The sequence below is a fragment of the Pseudomonas sp. UBA6315 genome (genome assembly GCF_002438125.1).
GTDB lineage: Bacteria > Pseudomonadota > Gammaproteobacteria > Pseudomonadales > Pseudomonadaceae > Aquipseudomonas > Aquipseudomonas faucium.
On sequence record NZ_DJTF01000081.1, the window covers coordinates 1 to 16,841 of the forward strand.

The 16,841-nt window shown below is 66.9% G+C and carries 12 protein-coding genes; 5 read left to right on the forward strand and 7 right to left on the reverse strand.

The genetic code is table 11. The features are described from left to right. Positions 1–1,294: 1,294 nt before the first annotated feature. From B3E94_RS11215 to B3E94_RS11225, 3 genes are all read right to left on the reverse strand, one after another. Positions 1,295–1,948 carry a TetR/AcrR family transcriptional regulator gene (locus B3E94_RS11215; protein WP_176510960.1) on the reverse strand — a complete coding sequence of 218 codons (654 nt, stop codon included), beginning with the start codon at positions 1,946–1,948 and terminating at the stop codon, positions 1,295–1,297. Between the two features lie 69 nt (positions 1,949–2,017). Further along, complete coding sequence (locus B3E94_RS11220; RefSeq protein WP_286913547.1) at positions 2,018–2,452, reverse strand: acyl-CoA thioesterase; 435 nt, start codon at positions 2,450–2,452, stop codon at positions 2,018–2,020. After that, on the reverse strand, positions 2,449–3,600 hold the full coding sequence (locus tag B3E94_RS11225) for an iron-containing alcohol dehydrogenase (RefSeq protein ID WP_286913548.1): 1,152 nt from the start codon (positions 3,598–3,600) through the stop codon (positions 2,449–2,451). Before B3E94_RS11225 ends, B3E94_RS11220 begins: the two co-directional genes overlap by 4 nt. 290 nt (positions 3,601–3,890) lie before the next feature. Here B3E94_RS11225 and B3E94_RS11230 point away from each other — a divergent pair, with 290 nt between their 5' ends. From B3E94_RS11230 to B3E94_RS11245, 4 genes are all read left to right on the forward strand, one after another. Beyond that, positions 3,891–5,330, forward strand: coding sequence for a hypothetical protein (locus tag B3E94_RS11230; RefSeq protein ID WP_286913549.1), 1,440 nt, complete (start codon positions 3,891–3,893; stop codon positions 5,328–5,330). 4 nt (positions 5,331–5,334) lie between these two features. Beyond that, positions 5,335–6,792, forward strand: a complete 1,458-nt coding sequence (locus B3E94_RS11235; RefSeq protein WP_286913550.1) for an acyl-CoA reductase — start codon at positions 5,335–5,337, stop codon at positions 6,790–6,792. Between the two features lie 57 nt (positions 6,793–6,849). Beyond that, positions 6,850–7,908, forward strand: a complete 1,059-nt coding sequence (locus tag B3E94_RS11240; RefSeq protein WP_286913551.1) for an NAD(P)-dependent alcohol dehydrogenase — start codon at positions 6,850–6,852, stop codon at positions 7,906–7,908. Between the two features lie 75 nt (positions 7,909–7,983). Next, positions 7,984–9,009, forward strand: coding sequence for an AraC family transcriptional regulator (locus tag B3E94_RS11245; RefSeq protein ID WP_286913552.1), 1,026 nt, complete (start codon positions 7,984–7,986; stop codon positions 9,007–9,009). Here B3E94_RS11245 and B3E94_RS11250 read toward each other — a convergent pair. Then, a complete protein-coding gene (locus B3E94_RS11250) occupies positions 9,004–10,335 on the reverse strand; it encodes an MFS transporter (RefSeq protein WP_286913553.1) in 1,332 nt (443 codons plus the stop codon). The genes B3E94_RS11245 and B3E94_RS11250 overlap by 6 nt on opposite strands. Before the next feature lie 169 nt (positions 10,336–10,504). Continuing rightward, the gene (locus B3E94_RS11255; protein WP_286913554.1) at positions 10,505–11,557 is read right to left on the reverse strand and encodes a 3-keto-5-aminohexanoate cleavage protein; all 1,053 of its coding nucleotides are present in this window, start codon (positions 11,555–11,557) and stop codon (positions 10,505–10,507) included. A gap of 226 nt (positions 11,558–11,783) precedes the next feature. Between B3E94_RS11255 and B3E94_RS11260 the strand changes: the two genes are divergently transcribed. After that, positions 11,784–13,784, forward strand: a complete 2,001-nt coding sequence (locus tag B3E94_RS11260) for a peptidase U32 family protein (RefSeq protein ID WP_286913555.1) — start codon at positions 11,784–11,786, stop codon at positions 13,782–13,784. Between the two features lie 104 nt (positions 13,785–13,888). On the opposite strand, the gene B3E94_RS11265 is transcribed toward B3E94_RS11260, so the two are convergent. Beyond that, positions 13,889–15,271 carry an aspartate aminotransferase family protein gene (locus B3E94_RS11265; protein WP_176510970.1) on the reverse strand — a complete coding sequence of 461 codons (1,383 nt, stop codon included), beginning with the start codon at positions 15,269–15,271 and terminating at the stop codon, positions 13,889–13,891. Positions 15,272–15,292: 21 nt separating this feature from the next. Beyond that, on the reverse strand, positions 15,293–16,783 hold the full coding sequence (locus B3E94_RS11270; RefSeq protein WP_286913557.1) for an aldehyde dehydrogenase: 1,491 nt from the start codon (positions 16,781–16,783) through the stop codon (positions 15,293–15,295). Positions 16,784–16,841 lie beyond the last annotated feature (58 nt).

The window sequence follows — 16,841 nt, forward strand, 5'->3', positions numbered from 1 at the left end:
GCCGGTGCCAGCCACCGCGCTGCCTGTTTCGCGGGCAAGCCCGCTCCCACAGAGACTCGGCCTACCCGCAAATACATGTGCAAGTGACCGCGATGGCCGCCAAAGGCTGATTGCAGCCCCCAGAAGACGACGCAATCCCCGTGGGAGCGGGCTTGCCCCGCGAACACCGGCGAAGCCGGTGCCAGCCACCGCGCTGCCTGTTTCGCGGGCAAGCCCGCTCCCACAGAGACTCGGCCTACCCGCAAATACGTGTGAAAGTGACCGCGATGACCGCCAAAGGCTGACTCCAGCCCCCTAGAAGTTGACGCAATCCCCGTGGGAGCGGGCTTGCCCGCGAACACCGGCAACGCCGGTGCCAGCCACCGCGCTGCCTGCTTCGCGGGCAAGCCCGCTCCCACAGAGACTCGGCCTACCCGCAAATACATGTGCAAGTGACCGCGATGACCGCCAAAGGCTGACTCCAGCCCCCTAGAAGTTGACGCAATCCCAGTGGGAGCGGGCTTGCCCGCGAACACCGGCAACGCCGGTGCCAGCCACCGCGCTGCCTGCTTCGCGGGGCAGCCCGCTCCCACAGAGACTCGGCCTACCCGCAAATGCGTGTGCAAGTGACCGCGATGGTCGCCAAAGGCTGAGTCCAGCCCCCTAGAAGTTGACGCAATCCCCGTGGGAGCGGGCTTGCCCGCGAACACCGGCAACGCCGGTGCCATCCACCGCGCTGCCTGCTTCGCGGGCAAGCCCGCTCCCACAGAGACTCGGCCTACCCGCAAATGCGTGTGCAAGTGGCCGCGATGGCCGCCAAAGGCTGACTCCAGCCCCCTAGAAGTTGACGCAATCCCCGTGGGAGCGGGCTTGCCCGCGAACACCGGCAACGCCGGTGCCAGCCACCGCGCTGCCTGCTTCGCGGGGCAAGCCCGCTCCCACAGAGATTCGGCCTACCCGCAGATGCGGGTGCAAGTGACAGCGATGGTCGCCAAAGGCTGATTGCAGCCCCCAGAAGACGACGCAATTCCCGTGGGAGCGGGCTTGCCCCGCGAACACCGGCGAAGCCGGTGCCATCCACCGCGCTGCCTGCTTCGCGGGCAAGCCCGCTCCCACAGAGACTCGGCCTACCCGCAAATGCGTGTGCAAGTGACCGCGATGGTCGCCAAAGGCTGATTCCAGCCCCCAGAAGACGACGCAATTCCCGTGGGAGCGGGCTTGCCCCGCGAACACCGGCAACGCCGGTGCCAGCCACCGCGCTGCCTGCTTCGCGGGCAAGCCCGCTCCCACAGAGCTGCACCCGCAGGTTGCATTCTCACTGGGTAAGCATGGCATGCAGCATGCGCGCCAGCAGTTGCGGGGTGTCCGGGTCGGTCAGGTAGCCAGGGCGCTCCAGCAGCATGGCCCGCGGCAGCGCCGACCAGGTCTGGTACACCAGGAACTCGGCCTTGGCCCGGTCCTTGACGCGGATTTCATCGGCAAAGCGCTGCATCAGCGCCGAGCTGGCGGTGGCGCTCCATATCTGCTTGGCCTTGACCACATCCAGGCGCACCAGCTCGTCGTAGTGGGTGGAGCGCACGCTGAACGCTGGGTCATAGAGGGTTTTCTTGTGGTGCGCGGCGAGCACGGCGCGCAACGCCAGCAAGATGCCATCGAGCAGGGTGGTGCCGGCGGGTAGCGCCATGATGTCTGCGTACAACCCGCGCCGTGCCTCGCTGCGGTAATCATCGAACACCGCCGCGATCAGCGACTCCATGGTCGGGAAATATTCGTAGATCGAGCTGATCGCCACCCCTGAATCTTCCGCCAGGCGCAGCGCGCTCAAGGCTTCGCGCCCTTCGCTTTCGAGTATCTGCCGGCCGGCCTGCTTGAGCGCCGTGACCAGCGCCACCGAGCGTGCCTGGCGCGGCTCCTTGCGCGGCTGCGCCGGGATCGCCACCTGCACGCCCGGCTTGTCTGCCTTGATCATCTGTCGTCTCTCCACAATGCTGCCCAGCGCCACCTTGGCAAACCGGCGGGCAGCACCCGGAGTATGCGATCAGTCGAGCAGCAGGGCCAGCTTGTCACGCACCGGGCCCGGGATCGGCACCGCGCGGTTACTGGCGCGCTCGACGTACACGTAGACCACGTGGGCCGCCGCAGCCGCCAGCGGCTCGTGGTTGCGAAACAGCGCCAGCTCGTAACGCGCACTGCTGTTGCCCAGGTGTGCGATCTTCATGCCCACCTCGACCCGGTCGGGGAAACCCAGCGGCGCGAAGTAGCTGCAGCCGGAATTGACGATCAGCCCGATCACCGGGCTGCTGGCGATGTCCAGGGTGCCCTGCTCGACCAGGAAGGTGGTGATCGCCGTTTCGCAGTAGCCGTAGTACGCCACGTTGTTCACATGCCCGTAGGCGTCGTTGTCGCCAAAACGCGTGGGCACCTGGGTGAAATGGCGGAAGGCCTCGCGGCTGGGCCGCGCCGGCTTGCTCACAGGATTTCCCTGTAGATCGCCCGCACATCGGCAAGATGCAGTTCACGCGGGTTGTTGCCCAGCAGGCGCTGCTGCTTGATCGCATCCTGGGCCAGCGCCTCGAGGTCGGCCTCGGCGATGCCCAGCTCGCTCAGCCGCGTGGCCAGGCCCAGCTCGCCAGCCAGGCCGCCCAGGTAGTCGGCCAGCGCCGTGGCCTTGTCAACCTCACTGCCACGCAACCCAGGCATCACGATATCGGCCAGCTGTGCGTACAGCGGCGCCACCACCGGCAGGTTGAAACGCATCACCGGCCCCAGCACCAGCGCATTGGACAGCCCGTGGGGGATGTGGAAGCGGGCGCCGAGCGGATAGGCCAGCGCATGCACCGCCGCCACCGGGGCGTTTGCAAAGGCCATGCCGGCCAGGCAGGCGCCCAGCAGCATCTGCTCGCGGGCCTGCACATCGTCACCCCGGCGGCAGGCCTGGAACAGGCTGCCAGCCAGCAACCGCAGCGCCTCGCGGGCCAGGCAGTCGGACAGCGGGTTCTTCAGATTGCGGGTGGTGAAGGCTTCGATGGCATGGACCATGGCATCGATCCCGGTCGCGGCCGTGACCGGGGCCGGCAGGCCGAGGGTGAGCTCGGCGTCGAGCACGGCCAGGTCGGGGAACAGCAAGGGCGAATAGACCACGTTCTTCTCGCCGCCGGCAGTGGTCACCACCGACACCGAGGTCACTTCCGAACCGGTGCCGGCCGTGGTCGGCAGCAGGATCAGCGGCAGGCGCGGCCCCTTGGCCTGGTTGATGCCATACACCTGGCTCAACGGCTCGCCGCTGCAGGCCAACAGCGCAGCGAGCTTGGCGGCATCCAGCGAACTGCCACCGCCCACCCCGACCACGCAATCGGCGCCACAGGCCCTGGCGGCCGCCACCGCCGCCAGGATCACCGGTTCCGGCGGGTCGGCCTGCACCTGGTCGAATACCTGCACGGCGATCCCCGCGTCTTGCAGCCCGGCGAGCAGCGCATCCAGCAACCTCGCCCCGACAACCCCCGCATCGGTCACCAGCAACACCGACTTGCACCCCTTGGCCCGCACATGCTCGGCAAGCCGTGCCGAAGCACCGCGCTCGATGATCAGTGAAGGCGTGGTCTGAAATAGCATTTTCAACATGAAAGCCTCTCGAATTGCGCTCGGAATGGGCCAGCTGCGCACTCATTGAAATGAGTGGGCGAGGCTCAGTCTAAGCCGGCTTTCGCCTTTGCCCGGCAGGCTGAAAACGAATCCGGAATGGGCCACGAGCAGTCTTTTCGATGCTGGCTTTTTATCTTTATTTTCAATGCCTTAGACCCGCATCTCGACACCCGGAATCCGGAACAAATCGACACTCGCCATTGCTATGTTTGGGCCGCACCTTCTCTCCGGCCCGGCCGGATCCCATGAGTCGAACAGCGAGCCTGAACATGCCCACTGCCCCCCTGTCGATAGAACAAAAAACCCAGCTGTTGCTGAACGATCCGGCAGCGTTGGTCAACTACTCCCAGCACGCCTGGAACCACCTGCCCCGCGCCGAGATCGACGCCTTGCAGCTCAGCGGCCTCAAGCAGCGCTTCGCCGCCCTGCGCCAGCGCATCCCGGTCCTGAAGAAACTCGCCGATGCCCAGGGCGTGGAGCGCATCGACCAGCTCGACGACGTGGTACCGCTGCTGTTCGAGCACACCGTGTACAAGTCCTACCCGCCTTCGCTGCTGGAAAAACGCAGCTACGCGCAGATCAACAAATGGCTGGGCAAGCTGGTGACGCCTGAGGTCGCCGAGGCCATCGCGGCGGTCAACGTCAGCGATTGCCAGGGGCTGGATGACTGGTTCCAGACCATGGACGAAGGCGTGCCGCAGCTGCGCATCAGCCACACCTCGGGCACCTCCGGCACCTTGTCGTTCCTGCCCCAGGGCGTGCACGAATGGGACAAGTTCGCCCAGCTGCGCAAGATGGTGGTGTGGAACATGGACGACCCCGACACCCCGCAACCCAACCTGCACACCATCTACCCCTACTACCGCAAGGGCTACCTGAGCCATGTGCGGGTGCACGCGGTGATGATCCCGGCGCTGCTGCCGAGCGAATCGCACTTCCATGCCGCCTACCCCACCACCCTCAGCACCGACGTGCTGCACCTGGGCGCCAAGCTGCGCGCCGCGCAATCCAAAGGCACCCTCGACCGCCTGGTGATCAGCCCGCAGCTGCTTGAAAAGAAGAAGGCCTTCGACCAGTTGCAGGCCGAAATGCCCCAGCACCTGGCGGCCTTCTTCGACCACATGGCAACCCAGCTCAAGGGCCAGCGGGTGTACATCGGCGCCACCTGGAACCTGCTGCACAGCATGGCCAAGGCGGGCCTTGAACGGGGCCTGGAAGGCGTGTTCCACCCCGATTCGTTCGTGCACACCGCCGGGGGCGGCAAGGGCGTGGTGCAGCCTGAGGGCTGGCGCGAGGACGTGCTGCGCTTCACCGGGGCGCGCACCTTGAACGAGTCCTACGCCATGTCCGAGGTGGTCGGCGGCGCCCATGCGCGCTGCGAGGCCGGCCATTTCCACTTCGCCCCCACGGTGATCCCCTTCCAGCTCGACCCCGACACCAGCAAGCCGCTGCCGCGCCAGGGCCGCGTCACCGGGCGCGCGGCGTTTTTCGACCTGGGCGCCGAGTTCCGCTGGGGCGGCTTCATCACCGGCGACGAAATCACCGTGGAGTGGGACCAACCATGCCGCTGCGGCCGGCCGAGCCGCTACGTGGTCGGGCCGATCCAGCGCTACAGCGACCTCAACGGCGGCGACGACAAGATCACCTGCGCGGCAACCGAAGACTCCCATCGCCAGGCGATGGACTTTCTCAACACCCTGGAGGGCTGAGCCCATGAACAAACCGATTGCACCGATGATCATCCGCGGCAAGGTCATCACCGACAACCTGATCGACGTGGGCGGGCGCGGTGGCGACCTGATCTTCCAGACCCCGGACGCGCACCAGTACCTCGACCAGCTGCCACTGGGCAATCCGGCCAAGCTGGCCGACCTGTACAGCCTGAGCTTCGACGACATCCTCGACTACTGCGAGGCCCTGGGCGAGCGCCTGGAGTTCGACCGCAACCCGTTCCTGCAGGAAGCCTGCGAGCTGTCGTACCTGACCGCGCCGGTGACCCCGAGCATGGTCAAGGGCAGCTATATGGGCCTGCGCCACCTGCTCACCCGCGCCTCGGTCACCGAGCAGGTGGAGAACGCGGTGGGCATCAAGTACCTGGAAGGCTGGGTCAAGCAGCGCCTGCTCGATGGCACCGAACTGGACGTGCGCTGCTTCGGCGCGCGCACCCTGCACATCGTCGCCGGCAACGCCACCGGGCTGTCGCTGCTGACCATCCTGCGCAACATGGTGCTGCGCAGCGACGCGATCATCAAGGCGCCGTCCAACGACCCGTTCACCGCCCTGGCCATCGCCCGCACCATGGTCGACATGGCGCCCGACCACCCGCTGACCCGGCACCTGAGCGTGGCCTACTGGAAAGGCGGCGACCAGGCCTTCGAAGAGCGCCTGTACCAGCCGCAGAACCTGGAAAAGATCGTCGCCTGGGGCGGCTACAACGCCATGAAGCACGTGACCCGCTACGTGCAGCCGGGCCTGGAGCTGATTTCCCTGGACCCCAAGCGCAGCGCCAGCATCATCGGCAAGGCCGCCTTCGACAACGAGGCGAGCATGCGTGAAGCCGCCGTGCGCCTGGCCAGCGACATCGGCGCACTGAACCAGAAGGCCTGCGTGTGCGCCCGGGTGATCTACGTGCAGAGCGGCACCGACGACGCCGGCCTTGCCAAGCTCAACACCTTTGGCCGCTACGTCTACGACGCCATGCAGACCCTGCCCAACACCTTGAGCACCGTGCCCAAGCGCTACGACCCGGCGCTCAAGGCCGAAGTCGACGCCCTGCGCCTGGAGGACGAGTGGTACCAGGTGATCGGCGGCCAGGATGGCGAAGGCGCGGTGATCTGCTCGCAGACCGCCGACGCCGTGTCGTTCGCCCCGCGCCTGGACGACCGCACCGCCAACCTGGTGCCGGTCGACACGCTGACTGAAATGATGGACGCAGTGGACGCCTACACCCAGACCGTGGGCGTGTACCCGGAAAGCATCAAGGACGAGCTCAAGGACATCCTGCCGCTGTACGGCGCCCAGCGCATCGTTTCGCTGGGATACGCGGCAGGCCTGAAATGGGCCGGCCCGCAGGACTCCATCGAGCCGCTGCGGCGCATGGGCAAGTGGATCGTCAACCAGATCGCCTCGCCCGAAACCTCCCCGGCGCCCTGGCTGCGCCCCTCGATCTGAATGCCCTCCCCCGGCCCTTGCCGGGGGTTGTTCCTGGCCTTGCACAAGGATTCGACCATGACCACTTGCCTGGGCTACGCCGCCCACGACGCCCACTCGCCCCTGACCCCGTTTCGTTTCGAGCGGCGCGCGCTGCGCGCCGATGACGTGGCGATCGCCATCGCCTACTGCGGCGTCTGCCACTCCGACGCGCACCAGGTGCACAACGACTGGAACAACACGCTCTACCCCATCGTCCCCGGCCACGAGATCGTCGGCCACGTCACCGCCGTCGGCAGTGGCGTCAGCCGCTTCAAGGTCGGCGACCCGGTGGCGGTCGGCTGCCAGGTCGACAGCTGCATGCAGTGCGCGCCATGCCACGACCACCAGGAGCAACTCTGCGCCCACGGGCCGACGCCGACCTACAACGGCAAGGACCGCCACACAGGCGATACCACCTACGGCGGCTACGCCGAGCACATCGTGGTGCGCGAGCAGTTCGTGCTGCGCATGCCCCAGCGCCTCGACCCGCGCTACGCCGCGCCGCTGCTGTGTGCCGGCATCACCGTGTGGAACCCGATGCGCCGCTACAACGTCGGCAAGGGCACGAAAATGGCGGTGGTGGGCCTCGGCGGGCTTGGCCACCTGGCGGTGAAGCTGGGCGTGGCGCTGGGTGCCGAGGTCACGGTCATCACCAGCTCGCCGGGCAAGGCCGAGGATGCCCGCGCGCTGGGCGCCGAGCATGTGCTGCTGTCGCGTGACAGCGCGGCCATGGCCGCGGCGGCCAATGCCTTTGCCTTCATCATCGACACCATCCCCAGCCGGCACGACGTCAACCCCTACCTGATGCTGCTCGGCCGTGAGGGGGTGATGGTGCTGGTGGGGGCGATCGAGCCACTGGAGCCGATCCACGGCGGCTTGCTGATCCGCAACAACCGCACCCTGGCCGGCTCGCTGATCGGCGGCATCCAGGCGATCCAGGAGCTGCTGGCGTTCTGCGCCGAGCACCAGGTGCTGCCCAGCTGCGAGATGATCGCGATCCAGGACATCAACCAGGCCTTCGAACGCCTGCAGCACAATGACGTGAAGTACCGTTTCGTGATCGACATGACCAGCTTGCGTGAGCTGAACCAGTAACGCCCGGCTGATGCTGCGGCGCCCAGCGCCGCAGCACCGAGCACGCCTCATCACCCACAGGGAAGTCGCCCCACCATGCCCGTACATGCTCGCACTGCGGTTCTGGCCCATTACCTGGATGTCGCTCGCCACCTGAAGCTCAACGCCGCCTCGCTGCTTGGCGAGGTGGGCTTGAGCCCGGCCCTGCTCAGCGACCCCAGCCAACGCATACCGGCCAGCGCCAGTATCACCCTGCTGGAAAAATCGGCGCACCTGAGCGGTTGCGACACCCTCGGCCTGCGCATGGCCGAGCGCCGCGACCTGGCCGATTTCGGCGAGGTGAGCCTGCTGCTCAGCCACCAGCCCACCCTGCGCGATGCGCTGCAGGTGATCGTGGATTACCGCCTGCAGATCAACGAGTCGCTGGCGATCCACATCGAGCAAGTGGGCAGCACGGTGATCATCCGTGAAGAGCTGGTGACCGACCTGGGCACCCACAACCGCCAGTCGATGGAGCTGGCGATCGCCGTGCTGCACCGCTTCTGCGCCGCGCTGCTGGGCAGCCACTGGCAACCGCTGAAGGTGTGCTTCGCCCATGACGCCCCGGCCGACCTTGGCGTGCATCGGCGCATCTTCGGCTGCAAGGTCGAGTTCGGCTGCGAGTTCAACGGCCTGCTCTGCCCGGCCGCGAGCCTGGACGCGAGCATGCCCCTGGCCAATGCGGCCATGGCCCGGCATGCGCAGCGCTACATGGATTCGCTGCTGGGCAAGCACGACGCTTCGGTGGCGGGCGAAGTGCGCAAGGCCATCTACCTGCTGCTGCCCATGGGCCGCGCGACCCTGGCACAGATCGCCCACAGCCAGGGCATGAACGTGCGTACCCTGCAGCGGCGCCTGGATGAGCAAGGGGTGAGCTTCAGCGCGCTGGTCGCCAGCGTGCGCCGCGACCTGGTGGTGCGCTACCTGAAGAACCCGGGTTATTCCCTGGGGCAGATCGCCGACATGCTTGGCTACTCGATGCCCAACTCGTTCACCCGCTGGTTCATTTCCCAGTTCGACATGCCGCCCGCCGCCTGGCGCAACGCCCAGCGAGGCGCCGGGCTGGCCGATGTCAGATCATGACGATGCCCGCATCAGGGGCTTGGCCGCGGCCGGTTCGGCCTGGGCCCGCTGCACGCGGGCGATGTCGTCCAGGTAATGGCAGCGGATATAGAAGAACACCGCCGCGGCCGCGATGCTCATCATCGGCACCAGCTGAAACGCCCCGTGCAGGCCGATCACGTCGGAAACCCGGCCGGTGAGGAACGGCCCCGGCGCCAGGCCTACCATGTTGTTGACCAGGGTCAGGGCCGCGAACGCGGTGCCATGCACCTTGTAGTGGGTCAGGTTGGCGATGGTGGCGATGGTCGGGCCGTTGATGCCGGTGACCATGAGCATGGCCAGGCCGATCAGCGTCAGCTGCAGCGGCCCTGCGGCCTGGATCAGGGCCAGCGACATCAGCAGGCAGCTGCCCAGGCAGAACACCATGGAGATCTCGATCTTGCGCAGTGCCGACTGCCGGCACAGGCGGTCGCTGAGCATGCCGCAGAGGATCGCCCCGGCGCCGCAGCACAGCACCATCACCCCCGCCAGCGCCCCGGCCTGGCCCTCGCCCATGGCGTAGTAGCGGTTGAAGTAGCTGGGCATCCACACGATCATGCTGCCGGCGACGAAGGTCTGCAGGCCGCTGGCCAGGTAGGCGGCGAGCACCGAGCGGGTGCTGTACAAGGTGCGCAGCGGCTGGCGCACCGCTGCCTGGGCCTTGTTCGCTGCCGAGGCCAGGCGCTGCGGGGCGATCTTCGCTTCCTTGACCACCAGCGGGAACAGCGCTGCCAGCAGCAGGCCGAACAGCGCCATGCTGGCGAACGACCAGCGCCAGCCCAGCTTCGCCGCCACCACCCCACCGATGGAGATGCCCAGCACCGAGCCGAACATGGCCCCGGCCATGAACGCGCTGGCTAGGGTGGCGCGCATGCTGCGCGGGAACACCGACACCACCACGGCGATGCCGACACTGCCATAGGCCGCCTCGCCGACGCCGACCATGAAGCGGGCGAGCAGCATCTCCTGGTAGTTCTCGGCCAGGGCGCAGCCCAGGGTGGCCAGGCTCCACAGCAGCGCCATCAACGTCAGGCTTTTGACCCGGCCGAAGCGGTCGGCGAGCATCGACAAGGGGATGGTCAATAGGCCCACCATCAACGCAACGATGCCGCTGAGCAGGCCCAGCTGACCGTCGCTCAGGGCCCATTCGCCCTTGAGGATGGGGAACACGGCGTTGAGCACCTGGCGCGACATGTAGTCGGAAATCAGCAGGCCGAAGGTCAGGGCGAACACGGCCCAGGCGTAGCGGCGCGGGATGCCGATTGAAGTGTCGATTTCGTCGTGGGTGGTAGTGGGGTGAAAGGCCACGGTGCCTCCTTGGGTATCTGGCTTGGTTGCTGTTGTTTTTATTAACGTTTGCCAAAATCTGTGTTGCTTTTACCGGCCCTATCGCCGGCAAGCCGGCTCCCACAGGTACTTCGCAGGCCCCCGGCATTGCGGGGCACTTGTGGGAGCCGGCTTGCCGGCGATGAGGCCATCAGCCGCGCTGCGGCACCCCCTTCTGTCCCGGCCGGCGGTTCGGCGCCATGCCATTGGCCTGCAACGTCTCTTCGACGGACCCGTACTGCTCACCAATCCGGTAGATACCCCGCGCCTCCTTGCCACTCGCGATCTCACGCCCCAACTCGTGGGCGATGCGCACCGTCTGGCGCACCTGCTCCACCGACGAGAAGCGCTTGCCGTGCTGGTCGATGATGGTGTCCTCATTGCCCAGCCGCGGGTGCAGGCCCATGGCCAGGGCGATGGTGTTCAGCGGCAGCACGTTCCTGAGCAGCGATTCGGCGGTGAGGGTACACCGGTCCGGCACACGGTTGACGAAGTTCATCAAGTTCATCGGGTTGGGGCCATCGAAACCGCCGCCGATGCCGATCCAGGTCAGGTTCAGCGGGCCTTTGTAGATGCCTTTGCGCACCAGGCGCTCGAGGGTTTCATAGGCGTGGATGCCGGTGAGCTGGAAGTGCGGCTGGATGCCGCTGGCCTGCAGGCGCTTGAGGTGCTCGGCGACCCAGCTTGGGCCGGCGGGCACGGTCATTTCGCTGTAGGCGGCGTGGGTGGCCGGATCGAGCAGCGAGGTGCCTTCGATGCCATCGGCGTACAGCAACTCGGTGATGTTCATCTGGATGGTGTTGATCGCCACCGTCACCTGGTCAGGCTTGGGCATCAGCTCGGCCAGCATGTGCCGGGTGTCGTCGGACAGCCACAGCGCCTCGGCGCCCTCGCCTTCCGGGGCGAAGGAGATCGAGCCGCCGACCTGGATGATCATGTCCGGCACCGCTTCGCGCACCCCGGCGATCAGCTCGTTGAACTTGGACAGGCGCTTGGAGCCCTTGCCATCGAGCTCGCGCACGTGCAGGTGGAGCACCGTGGCGCCCGCTTCATAGCAGTCCACGGCGGCCTGCACGTGCTGGTCCATGGTCAGCGGGATGTCTTCGGGGAAGTCGTCGGGCATCCACTGGGGCGCATAGGGGGCGACCGTGATCACCACTTTCTCCATGGTGTCCGGGTGCAGGGAATCGTCGAAAAACTGCATGGGCATCTCCTTGATTGGCGTTGCCTGCCAGCGGGTGGCATGGCGCTCAAGCCAATGTATGCCCAGGGCGCGGCGGCTGCGTCGCATCGCGCGACAACGCCATCCCATTTGATGACAGGCCCGCGCCAGCGGCCATGGCCCCGCCTCCCGGCAGCTAAAGGTGCCAGCCAGGCATTTCACCGCTACAATGCCGCCCTAAACCGTGACAGCCCGAACCTATAACGACATGTCCCTTCCAAAGAATCACCTGGAACTGCTCAGCCCTGCCCGTGACGTGGCCATCGCCCGCGAAGCGATCCTGCACGGCGCCGACGCCATCTACATCGGTGGCCCGAGCTTCGGCGCGCGCCACAACGCCTGCAACGAGGTGGGCGAAATCGCCGAACTGGTCGAGTTCGCCCGCCGCTACCATGCGCGGGTGTTCACCACCATCAACACCATCCTCCACGACAACGAGCTGGAGCCGGCGCGCAAGCTGATCCACCAGCTCTACGACGCAGGCGTCGATGCGCTGATCGTGCAGGACCTGGGGGTGATGGAGCTGGATATCCCGCCCATCGAGCTGCACGCCAGCACCCAGACCGACATCCGCACCCTGGAGCGGGCCAAGTTCCTCGACCAGGCCGGCTTCTCCCAGCTGGTGCTGGCGCGCGAGCTGAACCTGCAGCAGATCCGCGCCATCGCCGCCGAAACCGATGCGGCCATCGAGTTCTTCATTCACGGTGCGCTGTGCGTGGCCTTCTCCGGCCAGTGCAACATCTCCCACGCCCAGACCGGGCGCAGCGCCAACCGTGGCGACTGCTCCCAGGCCTGCCGCCTGCCGTACACCCTCAAGGACGACCAGGGCCGCGTGGTGGCGTTCGAGAAGCACCTGCTATCGATGAAGGACAACAACCAGACCGCCAACCTCAGCGACCTGGTCGACGCTGGCGTGCGCTCGTTCAAGATCGAGGGCCGCTACAAGGACATGGGCTATGTGAAGAACATCACCGCCCACTACCGCAAAGAGCTCGACGCCATCCTCGAAGGCCGCCCGGAGCTGGCCCGCGCCTCCAGCGGCCGTACCGAGCACTTCTTCCTGCCCGACCCGGACAAGACCTTCCACCGCGGCAGCACCGACTACTTCGTCACCGACCGCAAGGTCGATATCGGCGCCTTCGACTCGCCAACCTTCACCGGGCTGCCGGTGGGTGTGGTGGAAAAGGTCGGCAAGCGCGACATGCAAGTAGTCACCGAGGTGCCGTTGACCAACGGCGATGGCCTCAACGTGCTGGTCAAGCGCGAAGTGGTGGGCTTCCGGGCCAACATCGCCGAGCCGCGTGGCGAGTTCGAGGAAGACGGCCAGAAGCGCTACCGCTACCGGGTCGAGCCCAACGAGATGCCCGAAGGCCTGCACAAGCTGCGCCCCAACCATCCGCTGTCGCGCAACCTCGACCACAACTGGCAGCAAGCGCTGCAGCGCACCTCGGCCGAGCGCCGGGTGGGCGTGGAGTGGCATGCGGTGCTGACCGAACAACGGCTGATGCTCAGCGTGTGCAGCGAGGAAGGGGTGAGCGTGCAGGTGGCACTGGACGGCCCGTTCGGCGCCGCCAACAAGCCGCAGCAGGCGCTGGACCAGTTGCATGACCTGCTCGGCCAGCTGGGTACCACCATGTACCACGCCAACGCCATCGTGCTGGACGCGCCGCAGGCGTACTTCATCCCCAACTCGCAGCTCAAGGCCCTGCGCCGCGAAGCCATCGAGGCGCTGACCGAAGCGCGCATCAAGGCCCACCCGCGCGGTGCGCGCAAGGCCGAGACCACGCCGGCGCCGGTGTACCCCGAGTCGCACCTGTCGTTCCTGGCCAACGTCTACAACCAGAAGGCCCGCGACTTCTACCACCGCCATGGCGTGCAGTTGATCGATGCGGCCTACGAGGCCCACGAGGAACACGGTGAAGTGCCGGTGATGATCACCAAGCACTGCCTGCGTTTTTCCTTCAACCTGTGCCCGAAACAGGCCAAGGGCGTGACCGGCGTGCGCACCAAGGTGGCGCCGATGCAGCTGATCCAGGGCGATGAGGTGCTGACCCTGAAGTTCGACTGCAAGCCGTGCGAGATGCATGTGATCGGCAAGATGAAGGGCCACATCATCGACCTGCCGACGCCGGGCAGCGCAGTGGCGCAGGTGGTGGGGCACATCAGCCCGGAAGACCTGCTCAAGACCATCCCCCGCGCGCCGCATTGAGGGTGGGCCCGCATGGGCCCTATCGCCGGCAAGCCGGCTCCCACAAGTATCTGTGGGAGCCGGCTTGCCGGCGATAGGGCCGCAACGCGGCCCCTGTCACAGCCTCAGAGAATCCCCAACCCGCGCGCAGTGCGGTCCACCGCGATGCGGGTCTTCTCCACCAGCTCATCCAGCTCGCTGCGCGTGGCCACCAGCGCCGGCGCCATGATCATCCGCCCCAGGGTCGAACGAATGATCACCCCCTCCTCGAAGCCATAGGTGCGGCACTGCCACGCCAGGTCGTTCTCGTTGGCATACCGCTTGCGGCTGCCCTTGTCTTCGGCGAACTGCAACGCCGCCACCAGCCCCGCGCCCTGCACCTGGCCGATCAACGGGTGATTGGCGAACGTCTCGCGCAGGATGCGCTGCAGGTACGGCCCGGTGTCGTCCTTGACCTGGCGCACGATGCCCTCGTCACGCAGCGCCTTGAGGTTGGCAATGGCCACCGCCGCCGCCACCGGGTGGCCGGAATAGGTCAGGCCGTGGGCGAACACGCCGCCCCGCTCCACCAGCGCCTCGGCGATGCGCTTGCTCAGCACCAGGCCGCCCATCGGCACGTAGCCCGAGGTCAAGCCCTTGGCGATCGACAGGGTGTCGGGCTCGAAGCCGAAGTACTCGTGGGCGAACCATTCGCCGGTGCGGCCAAAGCCACCGATCACTTCGTCGGCGCACAGCAGCACGTCGTACTGGCGGCAGATGCGCTGGATTTCCGGCCAGTAGCTCTCTGGCGGGAAGATCATGCCGCCCGCGCCCTGGAACGGCTCGGCAACGAAGCCTGCGACGTTCTCGGCACCCAGCTCGAGGATCTTCTCTTCCAGCTGCAGTGCGCAGCGGCGGCCGAATTCGGCCGGGCTCAGCTCACCGCCCTCGGCGTACCAGTACGGTTCGTCGATGTGGGCAACGTCGGGGATCATCCCGCCCATTTCGTGCATGAACTTCATGCCGCCCAGGGCCGTGGCGGCCAGGGTCGAGCCGTGGTAGCCGTTCCAGCGGCCGATCATGATCTTCTTGCTCGGCTGCCCGACCACCTGCCAGTAGCGGCGCACGGTGCGGATCAGCACCTCGTTGGCCTCGGAACCGGAGTTGGTGTAGATGGCGTGGCTGTAGTGGCCCGGCAGCAGGCTGAACAGCAGCTCGGACAACTCGATCACCGCCGGGTGGGTGGTGTGGAAGAACATGTTGTAGTAGGCCAGCTGGTCCATCTGCGCGGCAGCGGCGGCGGTCAGGTCCTTGCGCCCGTAACCGAGCTGGGTGCACCACAGGCCGGACATGCCGTCCAGGTAGCGGCGCCCGTCGTTGTCCCACAGGTACAGGCCTTCACCGCGGGTGATGACGCGCGGGCCTTCGGCGTTGAGCGCCTTCTGGTCGAGGAACGCGTGGATGTGGTGGGCGGCGTCGCTGGCCTGGTAATCGCGGGTGTCGCGTTGCGGCTGGAAAGGTGCGTTCATGGTCGTTCTCCGTGATGTCGGTCAGCGCAGCTGGAACCAGGTGGTCTTGAGTTGGGTGTACTTGTCGAAAGCATGCAGCGACAGGTCGCGGCCAAAGCCGGACTGGCGGCCGCCGCCGAAGGGCACGGCCACGTCCAGGGCATCGACCGTGTTCACCGACACGGTGCCGGCCTTGAGCTGGCGGGCCACGCGGTGGGCGCGGTTGAGGTCATCGCTCCACACCGAAGCGGCCAGGCCGTAGACGCTGTCGTTGGCCAGGCGCACGGCCTGGGCCTCGTCGTCGAAGGCGGTGATCGCCAGCACCGGGCCGAAGATTTCCTCGCGGGCCAGGGCCGAGTCCGGGCGCACGTCGCTGAACACGGTCGGGGCGATGAAGTTGTCCGAGCCGTTGAAGCTCAGGCGCTGGCCGCCGCACAGCAGGCGCGCGCCTTCGCCCTGGCCCTGCTCGATGGCGGCCATGATGCGGGCGCTCTGGGCGCTGTCGACGATGGCGCCGGCGCGGCTGGCAGGGTCCAGCGGGTCGCCCGGCAGCCAGTTGCGGGCCTTGGCCAGCAGGCGCTCGACGAACTCGTCGTGGATAGAACGCTGCACATACAGCCGCGAGTTGGCCGAGCACACTTCGCCCTGGTTGAAGAAGATGCCGAAGGCGGCCTTCTCGGCGGCCAGGTCCAGGTCCTGGCAGTCGTCGAACACCAGGTTCGGGCTCTTGCCGCCGCACTCCAGCCACACCTGCTTGAGGTTGGACTGGGCCGAGTACTGCATGAAGTACTTGCCCACCTGGGTGGAGCCGGTGAACACCAGGCAGTCCACATCCGGGTGCAGGCCCAGGGCGCGGCCGGCGCTTTCGCCAAGGCCCGGCACCACGTTCAGCACGCCTTCCGGCAAGCCGGCTTCGAGGGCCAGTTGGGCCAGGCGCAAGGCCGAGAACGGCGACTGCTCGGCGGGTTTTAGCACCACGCTGTTGCCGGCGGCCAGGGCCGGGGCGACTTTCCAGGCGGCCATGTCCAGCGGGAAGTTCCAGGGCACCACGGCGCCGATCACCCCCAGCGCTTCACGGGTGATGGTGGCCAGGGCGTTGGCTGCGGTCGGGGCGACCTGGTCGTAGACCTTGTCCAGCGCCTCGCCGTACCAGGCGAACACGTTGGCGGCGCCCGGCACGTCGATGTTGTAGGCGTCCATCACCGGCTTGCCCATGTTCAACGAGTCGAGCAGGGCCAGCTCCTCGCGGTGGGCCATCATCAGCTCGGCCAGGCGCAGCAGCACCTGCTTGCGTGCCGAGGGCGCCATGCGCGCCCAGGGGCCTTGTTCGAAGGCGCGGCGCGCCGAGCGCACGGCCTGGTCGATTTCCGCCTCGCCGCAGGCGGCCACCTGGGCCAGCAGCTGCTGGGTGGCCGGGTTGATGGCGGCAAAGGTTTGCCCGGAGCGCGCCGACAGCGGGCGGCCGTCGATCAGCGCCGAGGTGATGAAGCTTTGCCCAGCAGCGCGCTGCTGCCAATCGCTTTTCGTATGCACGCAGGTCTCCCTTGCGGCCGCACGGGCGGCCGGTTTTGTCGTTCGTATGAGGTGTCGC

What these genes read in the sequence shown, in the direction of transcription:
- B3E94_RS11235 (WP_286913550.1), top strand. Translation starts at nt 5,335, where the DNA reads ATGAACAAACCGATTGCACCGATGATCATCCGCGGCAAGGTCATCACC.
- B3E94_RS11245 (WP_286913552.1), top strand. Translation starts at nt 7,984, where the DNA reads ATGCCCGTACATGCTCGCACTGCGGTTCTGGCCCATTACCTGGATGTC.
- B3E94_RS11215 (WP_176510960.1), bottom strand. Translation starts at nt 1,948, where the DNA reads ATGATCAAGGCAGACAAGCCGGGCGTGCAGGTGGCGATCCCGGCGCAG.
- B3E94_RS11265 (WP_176510970.1), bottom strand. Translation starts at nt 15,271, where the DNA reads ATGAACGCACCTTTCCAGCCGCAACGCGACACCCGCGATTACCAGGCC.
- B3E94_RS11255 (WP_286913554.1), bottom strand. Translation starts at nt 11,557, where the DNA reads ATGCAGTTTTTCGACGATTCCCTGCACCCGGACACCATGGAGAAAGTG.
- B3E94_RS11225 (WP_286913548.1), bottom strand. Translation starts at nt 3,600, where the DNA reads ATGTTGAAAATGCTATTTCAGACCACGCCTTCACTGATCATCGAGCGC.
- B3E94_RS11230 (WP_286913549.1), top strand. Translation starts at nt 3,891, where the DNA reads ATGCCCACTGCCCCCCTGTCGATAGAACAAAAAACCCAGCTGTTGCTG.
- B3E94_RS11240 (WP_286913551.1), top strand. Translation starts at nt 6,850, where the DNA reads ATGACCACTTGCCTGGGCTACGCCGCCCACGACGCCCACTCGCCCCTG.
- B3E94_RS11260 (WP_286913555.1), top strand. Translation starts at nt 11,784, where the DNA reads ATGTCCCTTCCAAAGAATCACCTGGAACTGCTCAGCCCTGCCCGTGAC.